A 22,564-nucleotide genomic window follows, 5' to 3' on the forward strand; every position below is an offset into this window, starting at 1 on the left:
CCACCATGACCCAGCCGACCAACCCCAGTTTCGACATCGCGCATCTTGGCCATGTGGAGATGCTGACGGATAAGTTCGAAGAGAGCCTCGACTTTTTCACCCGCATCTATGGCCTGAAGCTCTCAGGGCAGGATGAGACCAGCGCCTATCTGCGCGCTTGGGACGACTATGAGTATTGCACGCTGAAACTCACCCGCTCGGACAGCACCGGGGTCGCGCATATCGGCTATCGCGCCGCCTCGCCCGAGGCGCTGGCGCGCCGCGTCGCGGTGATCGAGGCGTCGGGCTACAAGCTGCACGGCTGGACCGAGGGTGATCTGAGCCACGGCCGGGCCTTTCGTTTCGAGGACCCTTTCGGCCATGTCTTCGAGATTTACTACGAGACGCGCTGGTACGAACCGCAGGGCGATGCCGAGCGCGCCGCGCTGAAGAACACCGCCTCGGCCTTCTCCGGGGCCGCGCCGCGGCGGCTCGACCATCTCAACCTGCTCGCTTCGGATGTCAGCGAATTCCGGCGGTTCATGGAGGTCTGTCTCGGCAGCCGCGTGACCGAATATATCGAGCTCGACAACGGGCGGATCGGCGGCTGCTGGTTCACCGTCAACAACAAGACCTACGATCTGGCCTGCACCGAGGAACACGGCGGCGGCAGCGCGCGGCTGCACCATGTGACCTATGCCACGGACCAGCGTGAGGACATCCTGCGCGCGGCGGACATCTTCCTGCAAAGCGGCGTGCATATCGAGACCGGCCCGCACAAACACGCCATTCAGGGCACTTTCTTTTTGTATGTCTGGGAGCCTGCGGGCAACCGCGTGGAGCTGGCCAACGCCGGGGCGCGGCTGATCCTCGCGCCGGACTGGCAGCCGGTGTGCTGGACCGAGACGGACCGCAAGAAGGGGCAGGCCTGGGGGCTGAAAACCATCGAGAGTTTCCACACCCACGGCACGCCGCCGGTGGCGAAGGGCTGAGCCCCCGACCGGCGCTGCGCTGCGTGGCGCTGCCGGGATGTGCGTAATTGGAAAGAGAAGAAGCGGGAGAGCTTGCCATGGCAGTCGTGGTTCAGAACGTGGCGCGGGCCGATCGCGAGGTCATCGACGCGCTGGGGCGCGCGGGCGTCGCCACCGTGCATGAGGCGCAGGGGCGCAGCGGATGCCTGCAGAGCTATATGCGGCCGATCTATCCCGGCGCGCAGATCGCCGGCTCGGCGGTGACCATCTCGGCGCCTCCGGGCGACAACTGGATGGTGCATGTGGCCATCGAACAGCTGCAGGCCGGGGACGTTCTGGTGCTGGCGCCGACCTCGCCCTGCGACACCGGCTATTTTGGCGACCTGCTGGCCACTTCGGCGCAGACGCGCGGCTGCCGCGGGCTGATCATCGACGCGGGCTGCCGCGACGTGAGGGACTTGACGCAAATGGGCTTTCCGGTCTGGTCCAAGGCGGTCAGCGCGCAGGGCACGGTCAAGGAGACGCTGGGCTCGGTCAATGTGCCGGTCGTCTGCGCCGGGCAGAGCATCGCGGCGGGCGACGTGATCGTCGCCGATGACGACGGTGTCGCGGTGGTACGGCGCGACGAGGCGGCGGCGGTGCTGGCGAAGGCCGAGGTACGGCTGGCCGCCGAAGAGGCCAAGCGCAAGCGGCTGGCGGCGGGCGAGCTGGGGCTCGACATTTACGACATGCGCGGGCGGTTGGCCGAGAAAGGGCTGAAATACGTCTGAGGCGGTTTGCGCCGGGTCTTGAGTATTTTGGGAAAGACGAAAGGACGCGGGATGGGCGGAGCGGAGGGCATTGCCTGCCTTTGGATGCGCGGCGGCACGTCGAAGGGGGCCTATTTTCTGGCCGGTGATTTGCCCGCTGACGCCGCAGAGCGTGACGATCTGCTGCTGCGCATCATGGGCTCGCCCGATCCGGCGCAGATCGACGGCATCGGCGGGGCGGACCCGCTGACCTCGAAGGTGGCGGTGCTGGCGCCGCCGTCGCGTCCGGATGCGGATGTGGATTATCTGTTTCTGCAGGTGTTCATGGATCGGGCGCTGGTGTCGGACGCGCAGGGCTGCGGCAATATCCTCGCCGGGGTTGGCCCCGCCGCCATCGAGCGCGGACTTGTGGCTGCCTCGGGGGATGAGACCTCGGTGCGCATCCACATGCGCAACACCGGCGAGATCGCGGTGGCCCGCGTGCAGACGCCCGGGGGGCGGGTGAGTTATGAGGGTGCGGCGCGTATCGACGGGGTGCCCGGCCATCACGCGCCGGTGCCGCTGATGTTCGAGGGGCTGGCGGGCGCGATGTGCGGCGCGCTTCTGCCATCGGGCAACGCGGTGGATGTGATCGACGGCGCGGCGTGCACGCTGATCGACAACGGCATGCCCTGCGTCATCCTGCGCGCCTCGGACATGGGGATCAGTGGCCGCGAGAGCCGCGACGATCTTGATGCCAATGCCGCGCTGAAGACGCGGCTGGAGGCGATCCGTCTGCAGGCCGGGCCGCTGATGACCCTTGGCGATGTGACCGCAAAGTCGGTGCCGAAGATGATTTTGGTCTCGCCCCCACGCGCGGGCGGCGTGATTGCCACCCGCAGCTTCATCCCGCACCGCTGCCATGCCACCATCGGCGTCTTCGCCGCGGTCAGCGTGGCCACCGCCTGCACTTTGCCCGGTACCCCCGCCGCCGCGCTGGCAGATTTGCCCGCGGCAGAGAGCTTTGCCATAGAGCACCCCAGCGGCGCTGCCGACGTTCTGCTCGAGCGTGGCGCGGATGGCGGGATCAAGCGCGCGGGGGTCCTGCGCACGGCGCGCAAGCTCTTTGACGGGCGGGTGTTCCCGCGGCGCTGACTGATTGGCGAGAGCATGCGGCAATGAGAGCGCACAGTCGCCGCGAGCGGCACATCAAAGAGCGGTTTGAGGATCGAGCGGTTGGGGGGAGGAGTGCGGCGACCCCAGGGAGGAGGAGAGGGGCCGCCGCTGAAATGCAGGGCTCAGGGAGGAGGAGAGAGCCCGGCAAATTCCGTGGCACGTTGCCGTGCCGTGACCCTGAAATAGGTCATGCGGCGGCGCAGAACAAGATAGCCGAGCGCAAAGCTGATCTGCGTTGGGTGCATGGGTGGCCGCGGGGATCGGCACCCTTCATCGTGTCAGCGCAAGGCATTGCGTTCGTTTGGATATCGCGCGGCATTTCGGCGGTGCGCCGGGGCCATGGTCTCGAACACCGCAAGGCGCTTGAGGGTGCTTGCCGGTGGCGACGTTCCGCGCCGAACACGCGCTTGGGCGGTTGCGTGGCAGCCGTGGGTGCTACGCCGCGCGGTCATCGCAGAAGAAAGGCCGCGACGCCTGGCGTCACGGCCTTTCGGTCTTGATCACGCGGGTGGGGGCACGCCCCACCGAAGCATTCTGCCTCAGCCGTCAGTGCTGACGTTGACCTCGGTCGCCGCGTTCAGCGCGCTGGCGAATTCGGCCTTCGACATGTTCAGCACCAGATCCTGATCGGCGTTGGCCGACAGGCGGCTCATGCGCACGGCGGCGTTCTCGATCGGACGCTCGTCCGCGCCTTCCATCTCGCCGTCGAGGTCGATGACCACGAGCCCTTGGTTCGTGTCGGATTTCAGCACGGTGCCGATGATCTCACCGTCGCTCGAGCGCACAATGGCATCATCGGTCAGCGCGGCATCAAGCTGGGCCGAGATGTCCGACGCTTCGCTATAGGCCTCATCTGCGCCGACAGCCTCGACACCGGCCTGCGCCGTGTCAGTCGCGGTCTCGCCGATGGCGTAGGCGGTATCGCCGATTGCGTCGACGGCCTCGGCGGCCTGCTCTTTGACGCTGGCGTCATTGTTGGCCTGAGCGCCGATGGCGCCAGCCAGAACCATGGTGATCGCGGCGGTGGTGGTGGTCAGAAAGCGTTTGGTCATTGCGCTTCTCCTCCGTCTTGGTTGCGCGGTTCCCCTCAGGGTCTCGGCTGCACAATGAGGATACCCCCGGGTAAGGTTCCAAGTTTTTTTCGCGCGGCCCCGCTGACGGTGCGTCAGGCGTGCTCATGACATTGGGGCATTAGGCATTGGGGCAGTGAGCCGGTGAAACGAATGAAACGCCCGGCGCAATCGCGCTGAAACGCCGGGGCGTCAGAACTTCTGTCCATCGGAAGGGCACGGTGCCCGACCAGAGCCAACAGACCAAAGCAACATCAGGAGTTCACAATGACCACCCAGACCCTCGAAAAGCCCGCCAAATCCGCCATGAACGGCGTTGATGTCCCCACCTTCCTCGCCACGCTCGGCGTTGTGGGCGAGACCCCGGACATCGCCAAATTCACCTTCCGCGCCAATGGCGAATGGCTTTCGGGCACTCACAGCCGCACCGCCTTCACCGGGTTCCACGGCGCGATGCAGGAGATGGAGCACCGCCGCGACTATGCCGTCGAATGCGATCACCCGCAGGTGCTTTGCGGGGCCGACAACGGGGTCACCCCGGTCGAGCTTCTGCTGGCGGGGCTCGCCGCCTGCATCACCGCCGGGATCGGCAACATCGCCTCGATCCGTCAGGTCAAGCTGAGCGCGGTCGAGACCGCCATCGAAGGCGACATCAACCTCAATGGCATCCTCGGCTTGGACAAGAGCGCCCGCAACGGCTTCACCGGGATCCGCATGGCGGTGACCATCCGCGGCGACGCCCCGCAGGAGACGCTGCGCGAGATCGTCGCGCAATCGGTCGCCCGCTCGGCTGTCTTCGATGTGCTGAGCAACGGTGTGCCGGTGAAGGTCGAGATGGCCGCTTGAAACACCGCCCGCGCCATTGGGGCGCGGGCCAATCCCCCGAACATTTCAGACCCAAAGGACAGACCCATGCCCCGTTTCTCCGCATCCGCCCACAGCTACGGCTCGGGCTTTGACACCATCGCCACGCGCGACACATTCACCGACTTCCGGAACTGGTGGGACCGCAACTGCCTTGTCGCTTCCGAGGTGCCTTGGCAGCCCCGCAAACAAAAGGAGGACAGCCTGCCGATCGCCGCCTGATCCTGACGCGCATCCTCCCGTCCTCCCGTCCTCCCGGCCCGCAGCACCCCGCTGCGGGCCTTTTCGTGCAGAAAGCCCGGCAGCGCGCCTCGCCGCACTGAAACAGTCGAAACCTCGAAGGGGCTTTCACGACGCCAGCCCGAAACCCGCAGCCCGCATGGTTCTGTCAGATCAAGATGGAGACGAGACATGACGAAGGTCACAAGCGTGCTGATCATCGGAGCCGGGCAGGCCGGGCTCGCGCTGAGTTGGTCGCTGTCCCGGCGCGGCGTAGATCATCTGCTGCTGGAGCGGGGACGGGTCGCGGAGCGCTGGCAGTCCGAGCGCTGGCCGGGCCTGCACCTGCTGACGCCGAACTGGATGAACCGCCTGCCGGGCCCTTGGGCCGAGAGCGATCCGAACGGCTTTATGTCGGCAGCAAGCTTTGCGCAGCGGCTCATCGACTACCGCGCCGCAATCGCGGCGCCGGTGGTGGGCGGCTGCGAGGTGCGCTCGGTGAGGCGGCAGAACGGCCTGTTCCGTGTCGAGGCCGGAGAGCGCCATTGGCTGGCCCGTGCCGTGGTCATCGCGACCGGTGCCTGCGACCGGCCCGCCGTGCCGGAGTGGGCCGCCGCGCTGCCGCAGGAGATCGCGCAGATCAGCCCCACCTGCTATCGCGGCGCGGCGGGGCTTGCCAAGGACGGCGTGCTGGTCGTCGGAGCCTCGGCCACCGGCGTGCAGCTTGCCGCCGAGATACAGGCGTCGGGCCGCCCGGTGACGCTGGCCGTGGGCCGCCACGTGCGGATGCCGCGCAGCTACCGGGGGCGCGAGATCTTCTCGCTGCTGTCCGGCAGCGGCTTTCTCGCCGCGCCGCGCCCGGCGAATGCCGACCCGCAGTACCTGATGTCGCTGCCTTCGTTGCAGCTGACCGGCTCGGACGGCGGCGCGGCGCTGGGGCTCGACCGGCTGGCCGCCATGGGCGTGCGGCTTGTCGGGCGCGCGCTCGGGGTGCGGGGCAACGCGCTCATGCTCGATCCGGATCCGGGGCTTGAGATTGCCGCGGCCGAGCGCCGCCGCCAGCGGGTGCTGGAGCATCTCGACGCCGATCTGGCGCAGCGCGGCATGGCCCTGCCTGCGGACCCAGAGGCGTGGCATGCGCCGCACCTGCCCAAGCATGGCCCTGCGCTGCTCGATCTTAGGCGTGAGGGCATCGGAAGTGTGGTTTGGGCGACTGGCTTTCGTCGCAGCTACCCATGGCTGCATCTGCCCGTGCTGGACAGCGCCGGAGAACTTCAGACGCAGGGCGGGCTGACCGCTGTGCCGGGGCTCTATGCGCTTGGCCTGCCGTTCATGCGCCACCGCGCGTCCAGCTTCATCTACGGCGCGGGGCGCGATGCCGAAGCGCTTGCGCCGCTGATCGCCGCCGCGCTTGGGCGCACTGCGTCCCTTGCGGCCTGACCTTCTCATTATGGAAAGGATATGACCCATGACCCCTTCGACCTATGACGTGATTGTCGTTGGTGCCCGCTGCGCCGGTGCCGCCACCGCCATGCTGATGGCCCGGCAGGGCGCCCGCGTGCTGCTGATCGACAGTGCTCGTCGCGGCTCGGACACGATGTCCACCCACGCGCTGATGCGCGGCGCGGTGATGCTGCTGCAGCGCTGGGGGCTTGCGGAGGAACTGCGGGCTGCGGGCACGCCGCAGGTGCGCCGGACGAGCTTTCTCTATGGCCGGGCGGCCTTCGATATCGACATCAAACCCGAACACGGCGTCGAGGCGCTGATGGCACCGCGCCGCTATCTGCTCGACGCGGCGCTGGCGGCGGCGGCGGAGCGGGCGGGGGCCGTGGTGCGGTTTGAAACCAGTTGCGCGGGGCTGCTGCGGGATGCCTCTGGCCGGGTGTGCGGGGCGCGGCTGGCCGGGAAGGATGGCGCCGCGCAGGACGTCTCAGCCGGGCTGGTCATCGGCGCGGACGGCAAGCGTTCGCGGGTCGCGCGGCTGGCGGGGGCCGAGGTGACGCGGCAGGCGCACAGCACCGTGGCCTGCGCCTACCAATATGTCACCGGCCTGCCGCAGGACGGCTATCGCTGGCACTTCGAGGAGGGGGCCGCGGGCGGGCTGATCCCCACCAACGGTGATGGAACTTGCGCCTTTCTCGCGCTGCCGCAGTCCCGCGCCGCCGAGCTGCGCCAAAGCGCGTTGCCCGAACTGGCCGCGACGAGCCTGCCGCAACTGGCGGAGGACACGGCTGGCGCGCGCGCCGCTGAAGCGCCGGTCGTCTTTGCCGGGCTGCCGGGATATTTCCGGCGCTGCGCCGGGCCGGGCTGGGCGCTGGTGGGTGATGCCAGCTGGTTTCGCGACCCGATCACCGCGCATGGGATCACCGATGCGTTTCGCGATGCCGAGCTGCTGGCCGGGGCCGTCATGGCGGGAGGCTTGGACCGATACGAGGCGCAGCGCGATGCGCTGTCGGGACCGATCTTCGAGATCTCGGATCGAATCGCCAGCTTTGAGTGGTCGCTTGCCGAGCTTGCCGATCTGCACAAGCAGCTGAACCGCGACATGAAGGCCAATCAGGCATGGATCGCCGAGGGGGCGGCGCGGCAGCCGCTGCAGTGCCGGGTGGCCTAGTCGAACCGCAGGTGGAAATGCTGAGGATGAGGGGTGCCGCCACGGTCGATCTGACCGGCGGCACCTTCGGCGCGGCGCAGCTTGGGCTGGGCGATCAGCGGTCTCAGGATCGCCGGGATCACCGCCTTGTTGATCGCCGCGCCAAAGCAGGTGTGCATGCCATAGCCCCAGATGATGTAGCTGTCCCACGACCGATCGGTGCGGAAGTCATGCGGCGCCGCGATCCGGTAACGGTCGAACATCGCCGAGGCAGTGGCCGCAAAGACGATCTGCCCCTTACGTACGCGCGCCTGTCGCAGGGTCGAGCGCGCCACCACCGTATCATGCAGCGCGCGGCGATAGATCACCGGGTTGTGCGGGTTGAAGCGCAGCGCCTCCCAGACGAACTGCTCGAACTGTGGGCTCTGTTCGGCGGCGGCACGCTGCGCACGGCGCAGGTCCTCGGGGCGATTCAGCAGCTCGTCGAGCGCGAGGCAGCAGGCCTTGGAAATGGTGGGAATGGCCCCGATCAGCAGCCCCAGCATATTGTTGCGGATGCCCAGATCATCCATCCCCGGCGTGTCAGCGGCCTGCAGGTCGAGGCAGCGATTGAGGATCTGCGGACGCGTGTCGGGGGCGGCCTTGCGCGCGGCGATCGCGGTGTCGAGATACTCGCGCAGTTCGGCGGCGTAGCGCATCGCCTTGGCGTCGAGGTCCGGGTCTGCGGCCAGATCCTCGAAAAGATACCAAAAGAGCACCGTCGCCCAGTCTTGCATCTGTTCTGTGCTGCCGCCGGTGCCGAAATAGCTGTCAGTCATATCCCACGGTACATGCCGGAAAAGTTGCGGCACCGCGTCGATGCGGCCCTCGGAGCGCGTGACGATCTCTTCGGCAAGCGATGCGGCGCGGGGCAGCACGACGTCGGAGACATCGGGGGCACGCGCGGCGAGGCGCATCGCCGAGGTGTCGCGGGTGTAGGGCCAGCCCGGTTGCATCCCGAGAAAGAAGTTCTCGCCCGCGGTCAGCTTGCGCATACGCGGGCCATAGACCACCTCGAAGTCGGCGTCGCGGTTCAGCACGTCGATGCAGTCCTCGTGCCGGGTGACGACAACGGTGCCGCTGTTGTCATAGGCTTTCACCACGGCGGCCTTTAGCGACAGGTTGGGCCAGAAGGCGCGCAGCACGGCAAAGACCTTCTGTTGTGCCTCGGGCGCGGTGAGCAGGGGCAGCAGCGCCGCCTTACCGCCCGATGCGAAGGCCGAGCCGCCCTTGCCGATCAGCCAGCCAAGCGCGACGATCCCGTCGCCCAGCATCATCACGCAGCGCCCTGCTGCGGTTATGCTTCCTGTCAGCCGGTCCAGCATGGCGCGGCCCTCACGTGGGGTCCACGATGCCCATGGCGATCATCCGAAGGGCGATCATCGAGGGCACGAAGAAGTAATCGCCGCCGCGGCATTCCACGAAGGTCTTCAGCTTGGTCATCATGTAGGGCGGCTTGCCGCTCTTCGGGTCCGAGGGGATCATGTGCCGGGTGTGGTGATCGTGGCGGCCCAGCATCGGGCAAGTGTTGTTGCCCTGATGGAAATCGAGCCCGTATTGGATCCACTGCTGCTGGACGAACTCGAATTGCCGGAACAGATCGACGCCCATGGCCATCATGATCACCCCTTGCTCGGAGGCGTCGTCGCGCGGCTCGAAATTTGGCGGTCCGTAAGGCAGGCCGCGCCGCAGGATGCGGCGGCGCTTGTTCAGCGCGTGGGTGGCTCCGGCGTTCTCGAACTGCTTGCCGGTCTCGGGGTCGATGCCGAAAGCGTTCAGCGGATCGAGGTAGTCGCGGGTGTTCATCCGCCGCATATGCGCGCCGCCGGGGCATTTGAAACCCGCCATGTCGTCGGCGTAGCGAAAGTCCGATGCCTCGGCGCTGCGGATATAGGCGATCTGCTTTCTCCACGCGTCTGGAGTCATGAGCATCGACCCATTTTCGTTCCGCCAGCCGCGCGCCTTGCCGAAGGCGATCCACTCGTCATAGTCGGGCACCACGGCCAGCGGCACGCCGTCCGACCAGCGCCCGCACATCTTGGCAAGCAGCGTCTCGCGCGCCTGAGGCTCGTCGATCGCCATGCTGGTGGCAAAGCCCTGCGCCTCCTCGTCCACCACCGATTGGAAACTGGCAACATTCTCGTGCAGCTTGCGATAGGCCATAAAGGTGCCGTTCTGCATGAACTCGGGCGGCATGGCGGTCGGCGGCAATTCCTGACTTTCGCCGGTGTGGCCAAGGATGAACTCGCCGGTTTCCAGCGCCTCCCAATCGCCGCCCATGCGCTTGCCGCGCCCGATCACGGCGGTCTTTTCCTGCGCCGGCGGATATTGGCCCTTGAAGACCGGGTCGCCGATGCCGTCGGTAAAGCCGAAATGCTCGCGCGCGGTGGGCAGCGTCACCCCTCCGAAATCGTCAAACACCGCCGAGGCCGACTGGAAGGGCGCGTCCCCGGCTTTACCGTTCCGCTCCAGCAGCACGATGCCATCGCTGGTGAGGCTCCGCAGCCAATCGGTTTTCGCCTCTAGGTCGGGGTGGGGATTTTTGAGGCGGGCGAGGAAGTCCTGCGAGCCGGGCTCTGCCCCGGCCAGATCGGGCTGGGCGTTCAGCGTGACGAGGATATGGACGTCCTCGCTGCCGCCGAGCCCCTCCTTGCGGTTGCCCTGCCAGATCGGATCCCAGTCGCGATCCCAGTCCGGGTCGTCATCGGCGGTTATCGTGGGATCGCGGTCGCCGAGCATGGAGGCGCGGCTGCGCATGCCCGAGATAAACACATCCGGCATGCCCTGCAGCGTGCGGTTCGGCACCTCCAGCCAGTAGAGCCCCATGAAGGTGAAGGCGATATTGACGGTGCAGTTGGGTTTATCGGCCTCGTCGGGCCAGCGCGCCGAAGTGGTGACCTCGCGCCGCACCGCATCGACGAAAGCGCGGCCCGCGGCAGGATGGCGGATCTGAAAAAAGAAATAGCGCGCGAAGGGGAAGGAGAAGCGCCCATAGGCGCGCGTCACATTGCCCTGAATGTCGTGCAGGTTCAGTGCGTAAGCCATTTGTGGCCCTCCTCACACGCCGGCGCGGGGCTGCGGTGCCCTGTCCGAGATCACCCCGGGGCGCTGCGTCGGGTGGGTGATGTCCGCCGGGGCATGCTGCGCGAGAAAATCGCCAAAGGCGGCGTGCAGCGTCGCCGGGGCCGCGCCCTGATGCTCGGCGATGAAATCGGTGAAACGCTGCTGGATGTAGAGCGCTTTCAGCACCGTGGGCAGATCGTCATGCGCTGCAGGGGGCAGCGGCTTGGCGCCATTGGCGATCGCAAAGCGCACCGCAAGCACGAAGGCGAGACATGTGAGCGCGACACCGAGGAGGCCAAGCACCAGCGTGTTCATCCCCAAAAGAAAGCTCATGCCAAACAGCCGCAGCAGCAGTGCGCCGACACCGATCACCGCCGGAACGCCCACCGCTACGATGAGGCCTTTCAGCGGCAGATCGTTGAAGGCAGGCAGATTGAGGTAATAGTCATGATAGGGCATCGTCGTCTCGACATGGCACCGCTCCAGATAGGCCCCGAAGGCCTGCCCGCTGTCGGTGCCGTCAAACCCGTGGCAATTGCCGAAGATCGCCTTGATCTCTTCGCCCATCGTCTCCCAGAGCGTCTGCGCATAGGCCATGCGCACCCGGCGCTGCGCGTCCGCGCTCAGCTCCGAGGGCAGCGGATCGCCGTCCTTCACGATCGCGTCGATATCGGCGGTGAACACCAGATAGGCCGAGCGCAGACCATCGACCGGCTCTGGTGTGATGGTGTTCACCTTTTTGACGGTGGCCACGAGCGCATTCTGCCGATTGCGACCGTTGTAGACCACATTGTCCAGTACGAACATCCGCGCGAAGTGGTTGCGCAGATTGCGGGCGAAGGGCGCGGCATATGCGGTCTTCTGCGTGGCAGGCGTTTGATGTGCCGGGGGCAGGCGGGCAAGCTCGATCCGCACCTTTTGCTTGAACGAGACGTCGTTTCTCGGGCCGCCGCGCTTGATCGGGATGAGATAGGTAAGAAACAGATGTCCGCTGTCGAGATCGGGCATGTCAGCTGCTCCTCTCGGTGTTGAACCGCGCCTGCGCCGCCGCGATATAGGCCAGACGGTTCACATCGGCGCGCTCGGTGTCGAGGCTGGCGACCGGGCCGAAGCCGGGATCGCCGAGATCGTTCTGAACCTTGAGGTATGTGTCGCGGAAACTCTGCGCGAAGCGCTCTGCGCTGGGGCCACTTGGCTCATATTCTTTGGCCAGCGCGAGCACCGCGTCATAGACCCGCAGCGCGGATTTAACGTCGCGCTGCGCCGAGCCGGGGGTGGCGTTGTAGTAATAATCCGTGCCGATCTGATTGTAGGTGATGTAATCCTTGAACGGCGTGATCGGGATCGACAGCGGGTATTTCGTGGCCGAATACCAGAACAGGTTAAGGCCGTTTGGGATCCCGTCCGAGAAAGCGTCGATATACTGGTCCCATGTGCCGTTGAAATTCGAGCAGAACAGCATGTAGTCGTTCTGCGGGTCCTCTTTTCCCTGACCCAGGTCGGGCCATTGATCGCGCTTGATGATGACCCATCTGGCAAAGTGGATGAGCGAGAGCCCCAGCAGTCCCATCAGGTTCGAGGGCAATCCGCGGGCGGCCATGAACAGCAGGCGGTTTATCCAAGTCACATAGGGGCGACTGGGGGTTACCACGTTCATCGCATAGGCTTTTCCGGCGACGTTAGACATGCGCGTTCTCCGGTGGAATTTCCTAAAACCTACTCGGAACCGCACAGACGTAGCGTGCATGAAGCCGCAATAAATCGCCTCGAGTCAAAGAATAAATGAAGTGCTTTGCCCAGGTGAACAGAGTGTTTCGAATGCACCTCCATGGTATCCGAAGTCATGTTTTGATTCAGTTTCAGCCGGTTATGGCCGATTGTTGAGGCTTGGCATGAATTGCACTCTGCCGCCTCGTGGGGCGACCGGGGCCCTCGGTTGCCATTTCCCGAAGGTGCACCCCAAGCAACAGCAGCGCGGGCCAGAACATATAGGCCTCGATCTCGAGGTTCTCGCCGAAGGACAGCAGCACCAGCGTCATCAGGATGCCCAGCGGAAGCCGCCCGCGCGGATGGCGCGCGGCGTCCACAAGCGCCACCGCCAGATGCGCCACCAGCGGCACCAGCAGCGCACCAAAGCCTACGATGCCCTTCACGAACAGCAGCCCGTACCATGTGTGGTGGCTGCCGATGGGCATGTATTCCACCAGATGCGGGCCCGGCTGAACGGTGCCATGCCCGAACCAGACCGCCTCTTCGCGCCAGCGCTCAAAAGCGATCCTCTGCAGGGTTTCGCGCACCCGTGTGCTGTCGGCCCGCGCCCCTTTGAAGGCGGCCACCCCGGCCTGCGCACTGGCCAAAAGCCAGCTGCCGAGCACTGCAAGCGAGGCGGTTACCCCGGCCAGCGCGAGCCAAGCGGAACTGCGCAGCACCAGCGGCAGCATCCGCGGCGCGACGGTGCAGGCGACCAGCCCGACCAGCCCCATGCGCGACTTCGAAGCGAGGATCATCAGCAGCCCGGCGGCGATCCCGGCGGCGCGCCAGCCACGGTGCTTTTCTTCGAGCGCAAAGATCACCATGACCACGCCAAGCAGCGCCGCGAAGGGCGACCACGGCAGGTAGAACTGCCAGCGCGGTGTCCATGAGGCCGGATCGTAGGTGAAGAAATAAACCGAGAAATACTCCGGTCCCGGCCCCCCGATGGCTTTCAGCGGCGAGGTGAAGATGCGCTCGGGCAGGCCGATATAGGGCGCGGCCAGCAGCAGCGGCGCAAGCGCGAGCGTCCAGAAGCCGATGGCGCATTGGCCGCGGATCAGCACTTCGCGCCGGATCGGCAGCACCGCGCCCGCGAAGATGAAGAGCGCGACCAGAGCCCAGCCCTTGGCCCATCCGATCGAGGATTTGATCGTCTGCTTGAGGCCCAGCCCCCAGCCCAGATGTCCGCCCCAGAGCGCCACCAGCATCACCAGCATCCCGGCCATCCACAGCCAGACCACGCCGGGCACGGGGCCGGTCGCCCGCAGGTCGCTGCGCATCGCCGGGCCGAGGTAGAGCGACAACGCCGCCATGCCGGCAAACACCCAGCCCAGCACCGGGCCGACGACGTAAAGCGCGCCGAGGCCGTAGAACACCCACGTCATGACCATGGCGCGCCATGCCAGCGCCTCGGCCGGGCTCATACCCTCGGGTCGGGCGCGCCCGGTCACGGGGCCCCCATCGGGCGGGCGAGGATGCGTCCGATCAGCGGGCGGCGGATCCATGCAAGCAGAAGGCCAAAGAGCATCATCAGGGTCGCGGCCCCTCCGGCGGCGAGCGCGAGCTTGCGGTTCGGAGAGCTTGGGCGGTCGGGCAGCGAGGGGTTTTCCAGCACCTGCACCAGCGGGTAGGAGGCGTAGATATCGGCTTTGCTCGACTGCGAGCGCGCGATGGCCGAGGCAAAGACCGCCTCGGCGACCGAGAAATCGCGCTGCATGTCCTCAAGGCGCGCGGCCACCGGGGCCAGCGCGGCAAGTTGCGCGCTCTCGCGGTCCAGCCGTGCGGCCATCGTCTCATGCTCGGAGGTCAAGCCGCGGCGCGCAGCATCCTCGCGCACCAGCTCGGCCAGAAGTTCGGCGCGCGCGCCGGGCTGCGCCAGATCGAGCGCCGCGACCGCTTCGGCGCTCAGCCCGGTCAGAGCCATGGCGCGCTGCCGCGCCATCTCGCGCGCGCTGGCAAGCGCGTCACGGGCCGCCGTGACCTCGGGGTGGCGGGTGCCGAAACGCGCGTTTGCCTCTGCCATCGCGGCGGTTTGCAGTGCCACCTCATCGAGGAGCGCCACGTAATCGGCATCGGCATAAAGCTTGAGACTGACCGCCGCCTGATCCGGCGCAATGCCGAGGCTGCGCGACAGCGCGGCGACGCTCTCTTGCTTCTCGGCGAGGTCAGAGGCGAGCGCGGCCAGATCGGCGCGCAGACGGTCGGTGGCAGACACCAGCCGGTCATATTGCGCCGAGGACACCAGCCCGGTGTCGCGCTGCAGCGTCGCAATCGTCTCGCGCGTGTCGGCGACCGAGCCGCGGTAATCCTCGATGGCAGCAAGCGCGCCGGTCTCGCGTACCGAAAGCTCGTCATGGCGCAGGGCATCCACTTCGGTAAAGAACGCCTGTCGCACCGCTTCGGTCCGGGCGCGGGCGGCATCGGGCGTGGGGCCTTTCATCTGCACCCGGATGAGACCAGTCTGATCCACCAGTTCGACCTTTGGCCGTCCGATGTCGCGCATCTGCTCGCCCAGCGAACTGGCGGCGGCGTTGAGGATTCGGTCCGCACTCAGCAGGCGCTTGTAAGTCTCGGTGGGGCTGATCGAATTGGAAGAGAAGGCGGAATTGGCGAAGGAGGATGCCTGACCGATCTCGGCGAGGTTCACCGAGGCCGCCGCGCCCGAGCCGGGCAGGATCAGCGACATCTCGGAACTGAAGCTGAGCGGCGCCTTCTTGAGGTAGGTGGTGATCGGCCCCCAGATCGCGATAGCCCCCAGCGTCGCGAGGATCAGATAGCGCGGCAGGCGGACGATATCACCGGGGCGTCCGCCGCCAAAGAGCCGACCGAGCGACAGCTCGCGCGGCGGGGTGCGCAGGATCCCGGGGATCGGGGCAGAGCGGCGGGTGGTCCCGCTGGCGGTCATGTCGGACATGGAAAATCTCCTCTGTCCGGCAGTCTAGTCGGGGGTGGCGGCGCGGTCGCTTTCGCGGGGGGATAGAGAGCGGCTGAGAAGGAGGCCGCGCCTCGCTGATGGCATCAATCTTCTATCCGAAGGGATCGGAGGTTTTCAGGCCAGCTCCTTCGGGCCAGCCCCTTTCAAGCTAGCCCGGCGTCCCGTGCGATCAGCGCGGCCTGCGTGCGATTGGCCGCGCCGATCTTGCGATAGAGCGTCTTCACATGCAGCTTGATGGTCGGCTCCTGCAGGTCGAGGTCGCGGGCGATCTCTTTGTTCGATTTGCCCTCGGTGAGCCCTTTGGCCACCTGACGCTCGCGCTTCGAGAGTTTCTCGGCCAGCGGATGCAGATCCTGGTCTTCGGTGCCGTTGAGAAAGTCGATGGGGGCATAGACCTCGCCCATCGCCATGAAGCGCACCGCGTTGACGAGGCTGCGCGCCGTCAGTGTCTTGGGGATGAAGCCCGAGGCTCCAAGCGCCAGCGCCTTTTCCGCCACATCGCGCCGGGCCTCGCCCGAGATCAGCGCGACCCGCGGCGCGTCGGGCCGTTTGAGCAGCGTCTCAAGCCCCATCAGCCCGCCCATCTGCGGCATGTTGAAATCCAGCAGCACAAGGTCGAACGGCCCCTTGCGGTTGATCATCTGCTCGGCCTCGCCAAAGCTCGCGGCGGTCACGACGGTGATGTCGCTCGCGGTCTCGAAAAACATGACAAGCGTATCGCGCAGCAAGTCGTGATCGTCGGCTATCAATATGCGCATAGGGTCTCCCTAACCTCTCAACAGGCCCTCCACCGCGCGACAAGATAGCGCAAAAGCACGCGAAGGTTGTCATAAAGTTGACTTTCGATCCGCCAGAACAGGCGACCTATCCAGTGGGATTGTTTCTTGATCCGCGCTGATGGCTTTCCATCTGTCAGGCGCTATCAGGTCTCCCGACGCTCCGTTGATGCGCGCGGCCAACTCGGCAAGTTTCGGACGAGACTTGCTTTTTGGCCTGAGGGAGGAGCCCCCATGAAACATGCCGCACAGACAGAGGCTGGTGCTTTCGCCGAACGGGCCACCGATGCCCCTCAGAACAATGCACCGGCGATTGATCGCCGAGAAGTGATGGACCTTGCGCTGGTCGACGCCTCTGTGCAAAGCGCGATCGAGGCCGTTCTTGCGCCCGGCCGTCGCACCATTGCCTTCCTCAACGCCCATTGCGCGAACGTCATGGCGCGCTGCCCGGACTACGGTGATGCGCTGCGCCGCGCGGATATGGTGCTGCCCGATGGCATCGGCGTCGAGCTTGCGGCCCGGATGCGGGGGCAGGGGCTTGCCGCCAACCTCAATGGTACGGATTTCGTGCCCGCGCTGCTGCGCGCGGCGCGCGAGCGCGGCATGTCGGTCTTTTTGTTCGGCGGTACGCCGGGCACGGCAGAGCGCGCGGCGCAGCGGCTCTGCAGCGACCTGCCGGGGCTGCGCATCGCCGGAACCCGCGACGGGTTCTCTGGCGCCGCGCATGAGCATGAGGCGATCGCGGCGATCAATGCCTCGGGCGCGGATATCCTTTTGGTGGCGATGGGCGTGCCGCGGCAGGACCTCTGGCTCGCGCGCAATGCCGAGCGTCTGGCGCCGCGCATTCACCTCGGCGTCGGCGCGCTGCTCGATTTTCTGGCGGGCAACGTCCGGCGGGCGCCCGAGCCGCTGCGCCGGGCGCGCTGCGAATGGGTATGGCGGCTTGCCATGGAGCCGCGCCGCATGGCAGGGCGCTATCTGATCGGCAATGCCACCTTCCTTGCGCGCGCGGCGGTGAATGCGCTGCGCCGCACCGATCCGGTGAGCCTGCGCAAACGGCTGCTGGATGTCACGCTCGCCGGGATTGCGGCGCTGGCGCTGGCGCCGGTGCTGCTGCTGGTCGCGCTGGCGATCCGCCTCGACAGCCGCGGTCCGGCGCTCTACCGGCAGACCCGCGTCGGCAAGGATGGCAAACCCTTCGAGGTGCTGAAGTTCCGCTCGATGTATATGGATGCAGAAGAACGCCGCGCGGCGCTTCTGGCGCAATCGGACCGGGCGGGCATCTGCTTCAAGGCGCGCAATGACCCGCGGGTGACACGGGTGGGCCGTCTGCTGCGGCGCAGCTCGGTGGACGAGCTGCCGCAGATCTTCAACGTGCTGCGCGGTGAGATGTCCCTCGTCGGCCCGCGTCCCGCGCTGCCGCAAGAGGTCGCCGCTTATCCCGCGCATGCGCATGGGCGGCTGAGGGTGAAACCGGGCATCACCGGGCTGTGGCAGGTGTCGGGCCGCGCCGACATCTCGTTCGACAAGATGATCGACATGGACCTTGCCTATGGTGCCAGCCGCTCGACGCTGCTCGACCTGATGCTGATTTTCCTGACCTTCCGGACGGTGCTCTCTGGTCGGGGCGCCTATTGACCCCAGCAAAGGCGCCGCATTCCGAGCGGCGCGCACCGAACGGAAGCAAGGCCCGGCGTTTTCCCCCACGCCGGGCCTTTGTGCGTCCGCAGGGCGGATAAGCGCTTAGCGCAGGAAAGAGACGACGCCGATGATCCCCAGAAGCCGCGCGACCTCGGTGATATTGGTGACCGTGCTGTCGTAGCAGGCGATGGCATCGCCGGGCAGAAGATAGGGGTCGTAATCGTCCCTGTCGGCGCGGCGCAGCAGATCCTCGATATTGCGCTCGATCACCGCCGACACACCGGTGACCGGGTTGCGGCTGAACAGCACCGCCGAGCGGTCGGCGCTGGTGGCGCGCGGGCCGCCGACGCAATTGGTGTCCACCACCGCCTGCAAATAGCGCGTGCCCCAAGGCACCTCGCGCACCTCGCGCCCGACGGCGGATTCGGCGTTGCCGCTGGCGGGCTGGGTCAGGTTCGACAGGAAAAGTGACACGCCCGGCGGGCTGATCGGCGAGGGCCGCATGAGGTCTTCCTGAAAGCACTGGCGGCTTGGCACGCGGATCTCGTCGCCGGTGATCAGCATCACATCGACCACATTGCTGCCCTCGAAGACGCCGCGCATGTCGAGCTTGTAAAGCTGCCCGCCGCGGCGCAATTCCACCGCCGAGATGTCGGCGTCCGGGCGCACGCCGCCCGCCGCGCGCAGCGCAGCCGAGAGGTTGCGCGCTTCGGTCGAGGCACCCATCGCGGTGATCCGCACGCTGTCGCGCTGGTCGGCGCTGACGCCGCCGATGCCCACCTGATGCGGCTCGAACACCGCGCCCGAAACGCCAACGCTGACCGGCGCGAGGTCGAGGATGCGCACCGAGATGCGCGGGCTGTCGTCATAGAATTGCTCGGCGCGCAGGGCGCTGTCCAGCTCGGCTTCGATCTCGTCCACGGTGCGCCCCTGCGCACGGATCGCGTCGAGGAAGGGCAGGCGGATCGTGCCGTCGCGCGACACTTCATAGGAGCCATTGAACGTCTCGTCCTCCTCTACCCGAATGTCGAGAAGATCGCCGCGCGTCAGCCGCTCGCCGCGTAGGGCCGCTGCGGCGAGCCCGCCGAATTTGTCGCTGCCATCTTGGCCGCCGCCAAGCGGGGCGCGGCAGGCCTGCGCATTGATCGCCGGAGAGCGCAGATATTGCGCGTTGCTGCGGCTCACTTCGGGGCTGCGCCATTGCGCCTGATAGTCCAGCCCCTCGGCCACCGGCGCCAGATTGTCGGGCCGGTCATAGCTCGCGCAGCCGGCGGCAGCCATGAGGGCGAAAATCGAGGCGGCCTTGAGACTTGGCTGGAACACGCGAACTCTCCGTAAGGACTGGCAGGCGGGCAGGGCCCGCTCCAAGTGTTAGGCAATCTGAACGTAGGGATCCACGTTCCCGCTCGCGTTAAAGGAATATCCCATCGGATTGGTTGCTGTCCGTGGGCAGCATGCAACTGTCCCGCCGCGCAGGCGACGTAGGGGCAGGGTTTGCGGCACAGTCGGCAGGCCACACAGCAAAGGTCCGATCCGATGTCCCTGCCAAAACCCATCAGAGCGCCACGCAGCGCGCCTTTCGCGCGGAACCTGCTGTCCTATGGCGCGTCCGAGGTGGCGGCGAAGGCCTCGCGCCTGCTGGTGGTGATCGCCGTGGCACGCAGCATGGAGGCAGAGGCCATCGGCCTCGCCGCCGCCGCGCTGGCGGCTGCGGACATCCTCAAGGCGCTGACCGAGAACGGCGTGGGCCAGCGCATCATCGCGGCGCCCGAGGAACGGCTCGAGGCCACCTGCGCCACCGCGCGGCGCATCTTCACCGCATGGTGCAGCGGGCTCTTCGTGTTGCAGCTCGCCCTTGCCGGGGGGCTGTACCTTTGTGGCGGCAGCGCCTTGGTCGCCGGGCTGATCGCGCTTCTGGCGCTGGAGTATCTCTTTATGCCTGCGGGGCTGGTGCAGGCCGCGCTGGCCATGCGCGAGGGCAAGATGCAGCAGACCGCCGCCATCGCAGGCGGGCAGGTGGTGGGCGCGAACCTCATGGCGGCGGCGCTGGCGCTGCTTTGGCCCGGCGCGCTGGCGCTGGTGCTGCCGCGCATCCTTGCAGCGCCGATCTGGCTGATCTGCATGCGCCGCCTGCGCCCATGGTCCCCTGCGCCGCGCGCAGACCGCGCGCCGCTGTCGGAGTTCACCGGCTTTGGCGTGACGGTGCTGGCGATCGAGATCGTCAAGGCTCTGCGCCTGCAGGCCGACAAACTGCTCATCGGCCTGCTGATGGGGCCAGAGGTGCTGGGGCTCTACTTCCTGGCCTTCAATGCAGGGCTCGGGCTCGCGTCGTCCTTCTCGGTCGCGGTGTCGGTGGTGATCTTCCCGCATCTGTGCCGCGCCGAGGACCGCCCCGGTGCGCTGCGCCAAGGCATCGTGTTGAGCCTCGCGGTCATTGCGCCCGTGGTGATGCTGCAGGCGGCGCTGGCCCCCTTCTATGTGCCGCTGCTCTTCGGCGCGGGCTGGGAGGGCATCGCCGAGGTGGTCAGCATCCTGTGCCTCGCCGCGATCCCTATGAGCCTCTGGTCGAACGCCGCGGGCTGGCTGCGCGCCGAGATGCGCACCGGGCAGGAACTGAAGGCGACGGCGCTGCTCACCGCCGCGCTGCTGCTGAACACCGCGCTGATGGCCCCCTTCGGACTTACCGCGCTGGCCTGGGGCTATCTCGCCACCGCCTGCATCACCATGGGCGCGGCCTCGCTTCCCGCCCTCGCCGCGGGCTTCGGCCCGCGCCCGCAAAGGAGCTGACCCATGCCCCGTTTCTCAATCATCCTGCCGTGCTATCAGGCCGAGGCGACCATCGCGCAGACGCTTGCCAGCCTGCAGGCGCAGAAATTCTCGGACTGGGAGGCGCTCTGCGTCGACGACGGCTCGCGCGATGCCACTCGCGATCTGCTGCGCTACGCCGCTGCCGGAGACCGGCGGATCAGGGTGCTGCGCAATCCCGGCAAGGGACCGTCGGATGCGCGCAACCATGGCGCCGCCGAAGCGGTGGGCGAGGTGCTTGCCTTTTGCGATGCCGACGATCTGTGGACGCCGGACAAACTGACGATCCTCGACCGGGCCTTTGCCGCACCGGACTGCGACGGGGCCTTCGGGCGGATCGCCTTCTTCGAGCATCGCCCCGAGGATTCGATGACCCTCTCCAGCGTGCCGCAATGCGCGCTGACCATCCCCATGCTGCTGGGGGAGAACCCGGTGTGCACCATGTCCAACATCGCCCTGCGCCGCGAGGTCTTTGCCCGCAGCGGTGGTCTGCGGCGCGACATGATCCACAACGAGGATCTCGACTGGCTGATCCGGCTGGTGGGGCAGGGTGCGCGGCTGCAGCCCATCGACCGCGTGCTGGTGCATTACCGCGTCTCGCCCTCTGGTCTGTCGGCTGATCTTGATGCCATGCGGGCCGGGCGCGCGGTGGCGCTTGAAAGCGCGGCGCGCTTTGGGTTTGCGCCCCAGCCCGGCGATGAGGCCGTGCATCTGCGCTATCTTGCGCGCCGGGCGCTGCGCGTCGGCATGGGCGGCACGGCCGCTCTGGGGCTGGCGCTGCACGGGCTGAGGCTGGCCCCTCGGCGCTTTCTCACGCCGCTGCACCGGGGCGGCGGCACGCTGGCGGGCGCTGTTCTCGCGCCGCTGCTTCCCGCACCGCTGCGCCGCACGCTGTTCTCGCGCTGACCCTTTCAAGGAGCCTTTCCCATGACCCACGCCAAGACCCAATCCAAGACCAACGCCGCGCCCACCGCCTCGATCATCGTGCCCGCTTTCAATGCCGAGGCCACGCTGGGCGAGACTCTGGCCAGCCTGCGCCTGCAGACCCTTTCGGACCTCGAGATCATCGTGGTCGACGACGGCTCGACGGACCAGACGCCGCAGATCGCCGCCAAGATCGCTGCGGCGGACCCGCGCGTGCGCCTGATCCGGCAGGCCAATCGCGGGCTTGCCGGGGCGCGCAACAGCGGTATCGCGGCGGCCCGCGCCAGCTACATCGGGTTTTGCGATGCCGACGACCATTGGGCTCCGGGAAAGCTCGCGGCCCATGTGGCGCATCTGGAGGCGAACCCGCATGTGGGTCTGTCGTTTGCCGGGTCGCTGCTGATGACCGAGACCGGCGCGCCCATGCGCCGTGCGCAGCGACCGCGGCTGAAGGCCATCGGTGCGACCCATGTTTTCAAGCGCAACCCGGTGGGCAATGGCTCGGTGCCGGTGATGCGGCGCGAGGCGCTGGCCGCGCTCGCATGGCGTCCGGCGCAAGAGCGCGAGCGGGACTGGGTCTTTGACGAGACCTTTCGCCAGTCCGAGGACATCGAATGCTGGCTGCGGCTCGCGCTGACCACCGATTGGGAGATCGAGGGCATTCCGGGGCTGCTGACCCGCTACCGGATCACCTCGGGCGGGCTCAGCGCGGCGACCGAGCGGCAATACGCGGCGTGGGAGCGCATGGTCGAGAAACTGACGCCGCTCGATCCGCATTTCTTCGCCCGCCATGCGCCCGCCGCGCGCGCCTATCAGCTGCGCTATCTGGCGCGCCGGGCGATCAGTGACGGGCGCGGGGCCGAGGCGCGCAGGCTGCTGCGCCGCGCGCTGCTTTGCTCGCCCCGCCCGCTGATCGAAGAGCCTCTGCGCTCTGCAGTGACGATCGCCGCCGCGCTGCTCGTCGATGGCCCGCTTGGCCGCATTCTATACCGCGCCGCCACCCGGCCCGCCACGGCCTGACGCACGCAT

The 22,564-nt window shown here is 67.1% G+C and carries 20 protein-coding genes; 11 read left to right on the forward strand and 9 right to left on the reverse strand.

Annotated elements, in window-relative coordinates:
* The first annotated feature begins 5 nt into the window (after window positions 1-5).
* From AYJ57_RS18370 to AYJ57_RS18380, 3 genes are all read left to right on the forward strand, one after another.
* Window positions 6-971, forward strand: coding sequence for a VOC family protein (locus AYJ57_RS18370; protein ID WP_066109415.1), 966 nt, complete (start codon window positions 6-8; stop codon window positions 969-971).
* A 77-nt stretch (window positions 972-1,048) separates the two neighbouring features.
* Entirely contained in the window at window positions 1,049-1,720 is a 672-nt protein-coding gene (locus AYJ57_RS18375) for a 4-carboxy-4-hydroxy-2-oxoadipate aldolase/oxaloacetate decarboxylase (RefSeq protein ID WP_066109418.1), read from the forward strand.
* A 51-nt stretch (window positions 1,721-1,771) separates the two neighbouring features.
* Complete coding sequence (locus tag AYJ57_RS18380) at window positions 1,772-2,833, forward strand: 4-oxalomesaconate tautomerase (protein ID WP_066109421.1); 1,062 nt, start codon at window positions 1,772-1,774, stop codon at window positions 2,831-2,833.
* Between the two features lie 560 nt (window positions 2,834-3,393).
* Here the strand turns inward: AYJ57_RS18380 and AYJ57_RS18385 are convergent.
* Window positions 3,394-3,906 (reverse strand): hypothetical protein, encoded by a 513-nt coding sequence (locus AYJ57_RS18385; protein ID WP_066109424.1) that lies wholly within the window; start codon window positions 3,904-3,906, stop codon window positions 3,394-3,396.
* 285 nt (window positions 3,907-4,191) lie between these two features.
* On the opposite strand from AYJ57_RS18385, the gene AYJ57_RS18390 reads away from it, so the two are divergent.
* The 4 genes from AYJ57_RS18390 to AYJ57_RS18400 all read left to right on the forward strand — a co-directional run bounded on the left by AYJ57_RS18390 (window position 4,192) and on the right by AYJ57_RS18400 (window position 7,621).
* On the forward strand, window positions 4,192-4,770 hold the full coding sequence (locus AYJ57_RS18390; RefSeq protein WP_066109426.1) for an OsmC family protein: 579 nt from the start codon (window positions 4,192-4,194) through the stop codon (window positions 4,768-4,770).
* A gap of 66 nt (window positions 4,771-4,836) precedes the next feature.
* Window positions 4,837-5,010, forward strand: a complete 174-nt coding sequence (locus AYJ57_RS25955) for a hypothetical protein (protein ID WP_157374259.1) — start codon at window positions 4,837-4,839, stop codon at window positions 5,008-5,010.
* Between the two features lie 189 nt (window positions 5,011-5,199).
* A complete protein-coding gene (locus tag AYJ57_RS18395; RefSeq protein ID WP_066109427.1) occupies window positions 5,200-6,447 on the forward strand; it encodes a flavin-containing monooxygenase in 1,248 nt (415 codons plus the stop codon).
* Window positions 6,448-6,475: 28 nt separating this feature from the next.
* The gene (locus tag AYJ57_RS18400) at window positions 6,476-7,621 is read left to right on the forward strand and encodes an FAD-dependent oxidoreductase (RefSeq protein WP_066109430.1); all 1,146 of its coding nucleotides are present in this window, start codon (window positions 6,476-6,478) and stop codon (window positions 7,619-7,621) included.
* Here AYJ57_RS18400 and AYJ57_RS18405 read toward each other — a convergent pair.
* The 7 genes from AYJ57_RS18405 to AYJ57_RS18435 all read right to left on the reverse strand — a co-directional run bounded on the left by AYJ57_RS18405 (window position 7,618) and on the right by AYJ57_RS18435 (window position 16,147).
* Window positions 7,618-8,964 carry a cytochrome P450 gene (locus tag AYJ57_RS18405; RefSeq protein WP_066109434.1) on the reverse strand — a complete coding sequence of 449 codons (1,347 nt, stop codon included), beginning with the start codon at window positions 8,962-8,964 and terminating at the stop codon, window positions 7,618-7,620. The two genes, AYJ57_RS18400 and AYJ57_RS18405, sit on opposite strands and share 4 nt — an antisense overlap.
* A gap of 10 nt (window positions 8,965-8,974) precedes the next feature.
* A complete protein-coding gene (locus AYJ57_RS18410) occupies window positions 8,975-10,684 on the reverse strand; it encodes a Dyp-type peroxidase (protein ID WP_066109436.1) in 1,710 nt (569 codons plus the stop codon).
* A gap of 12 nt (window positions 10,685-10,696) precedes the next feature.
* Window positions 10,697-11,710, reverse strand: a complete 1,014-nt coding sequence (locus AYJ57_RS18415; protein ID WP_066109439.1) for a hypothetical protein — start codon at window positions 11,708-11,710, stop codon at window positions 10,697-10,699.
* Window position 11,711: 1 nt separating this feature from the next.
* Window positions 11,712-12,389 carry a hypothetical protein gene (locus tag AYJ57_RS18420; protein WP_066109442.1) on the reverse strand — a complete coding sequence of 226 codons (678 nt, stop codon included), beginning with the start codon at window positions 12,387-12,389 and terminating at the stop codon, window positions 11,712-11,714.
* Window positions 12,390-12,561: 172 nt separating this feature from the next.
* On the reverse strand, window positions 12,562-13,878 hold the full coding sequence (locus AYJ57_RS18425; RefSeq protein WP_066109445.1) for a capsular biosynthesis protein: 1,317 nt from the start codon (window positions 13,876-13,878) through the stop codon (window positions 12,562-12,564).
* A gap of 23 nt (window positions 13,879-13,901) precedes the next feature.
* Window positions 13,902-15,368, reverse strand: coding sequence for a hypothetical protein (locus AYJ57_RS18430; RefSeq protein ID WP_237220225.1), 1,467 nt, complete (start codon window positions 15,366-15,368; stop codon window positions 13,902-13,904).
* A gap of 164 nt (window positions 15,369-15,532) precedes the next feature.
* Window positions 15,533-16,147 carry a response regulator transcription factor gene (locus AYJ57_RS18435; protein ID WP_066109448.1) on the reverse strand — a complete coding sequence of 205 codons (615 nt, stop codon included), beginning with the start codon at window positions 16,145-16,147 and terminating at the stop codon, window positions 15,533-15,535.
* Between the two features lie 252 nt (window positions 16,148-16,399).
* On the opposite strand from AYJ57_RS18435, the gene AYJ57_RS18440 reads away from it, so the two are divergent.
* On the forward strand, window positions 16,400-17,803 hold the full coding sequence (locus AYJ57_RS18440) for a WecB/TagA/CpsF family glycosyltransferase (protein WP_083191362.1): 1,404 nt from the start codon (window positions 16,400-16,402) through the stop codon (window positions 17,801-17,803).
* A 105-nt stretch (window positions 17,804-17,908) separates the two neighbouring features.
* On the opposite strand, the gene AYJ57_RS18445 is transcribed toward AYJ57_RS18440, so the two are convergent.
* The gene (locus AYJ57_RS18445; RefSeq protein WP_066110453.1) at window positions 17,909-19,087 is read right to left on the reverse strand and encodes a polysaccharide biosynthesis/export family protein; all 1,179 of its coding nucleotides are present in this window, start codon (window positions 19,085-19,087) and stop codon (window positions 17,909-17,911) included.
* Window positions 19,088-19,342: 255 nt separating this feature from the next.
* Between AYJ57_RS18445 and AYJ57_RS18450 the strand changes: the two genes are divergently transcribed.
* The 3 genes from AYJ57_RS18450 to AYJ57_RS18460 are packed head-to-tail and all read left to right on the forward strand — an operon-like array spanning window position 19,343 to window position 22,555.
* Window positions 19,343-20,593 carry an oligosaccharide flippase family protein gene (locus AYJ57_RS18450; protein ID WP_066109451.1) on the forward strand — a complete coding sequence of 417 codons (1,251 nt, stop codon included), beginning with the start codon at window positions 19,343-19,345 and terminating at the stop codon, window positions 20,591-20,593.
* A 3-nt stretch (window positions 20,594-20,596) separates the two neighbouring features.
* Window positions 20,597-21,517 carry a glycosyltransferase family 2 protein gene (locus AYJ57_RS18455; RefSeq protein WP_066109454.1) on the forward strand — a complete coding sequence of 307 codons (921 nt, stop codon included), beginning with the start codon at window positions 20,597-20,599 and terminating at the stop codon, window positions 21,515-21,517.
* A gap of 21 nt (window positions 21,518-21,538) precedes the next feature.
* Window positions 21,539-22,555: a glycosyltransferase family 2 protein gene (locus tag AYJ57_RS18460; RefSeq protein ID WP_066109457.1), complete on the forward strand. Its 1,017-nt coding sequence runs from the start codon at window positions 21,539-21,541 to the stop codon at window positions 22,553-22,555.
* Window positions 22,556-22,564: the final 9 nt, after the last annotated feature.

The sequence above is a fragment of the Salipiger sp. CCB-MM3 genome (assembly GCF_001687105.1).
Taxonomy (GTDB): Bacteria; Pseudomonadota; Alphaproteobacteria; order Rhodobacterales; family Rhodobacteraceae; genus Salipiger.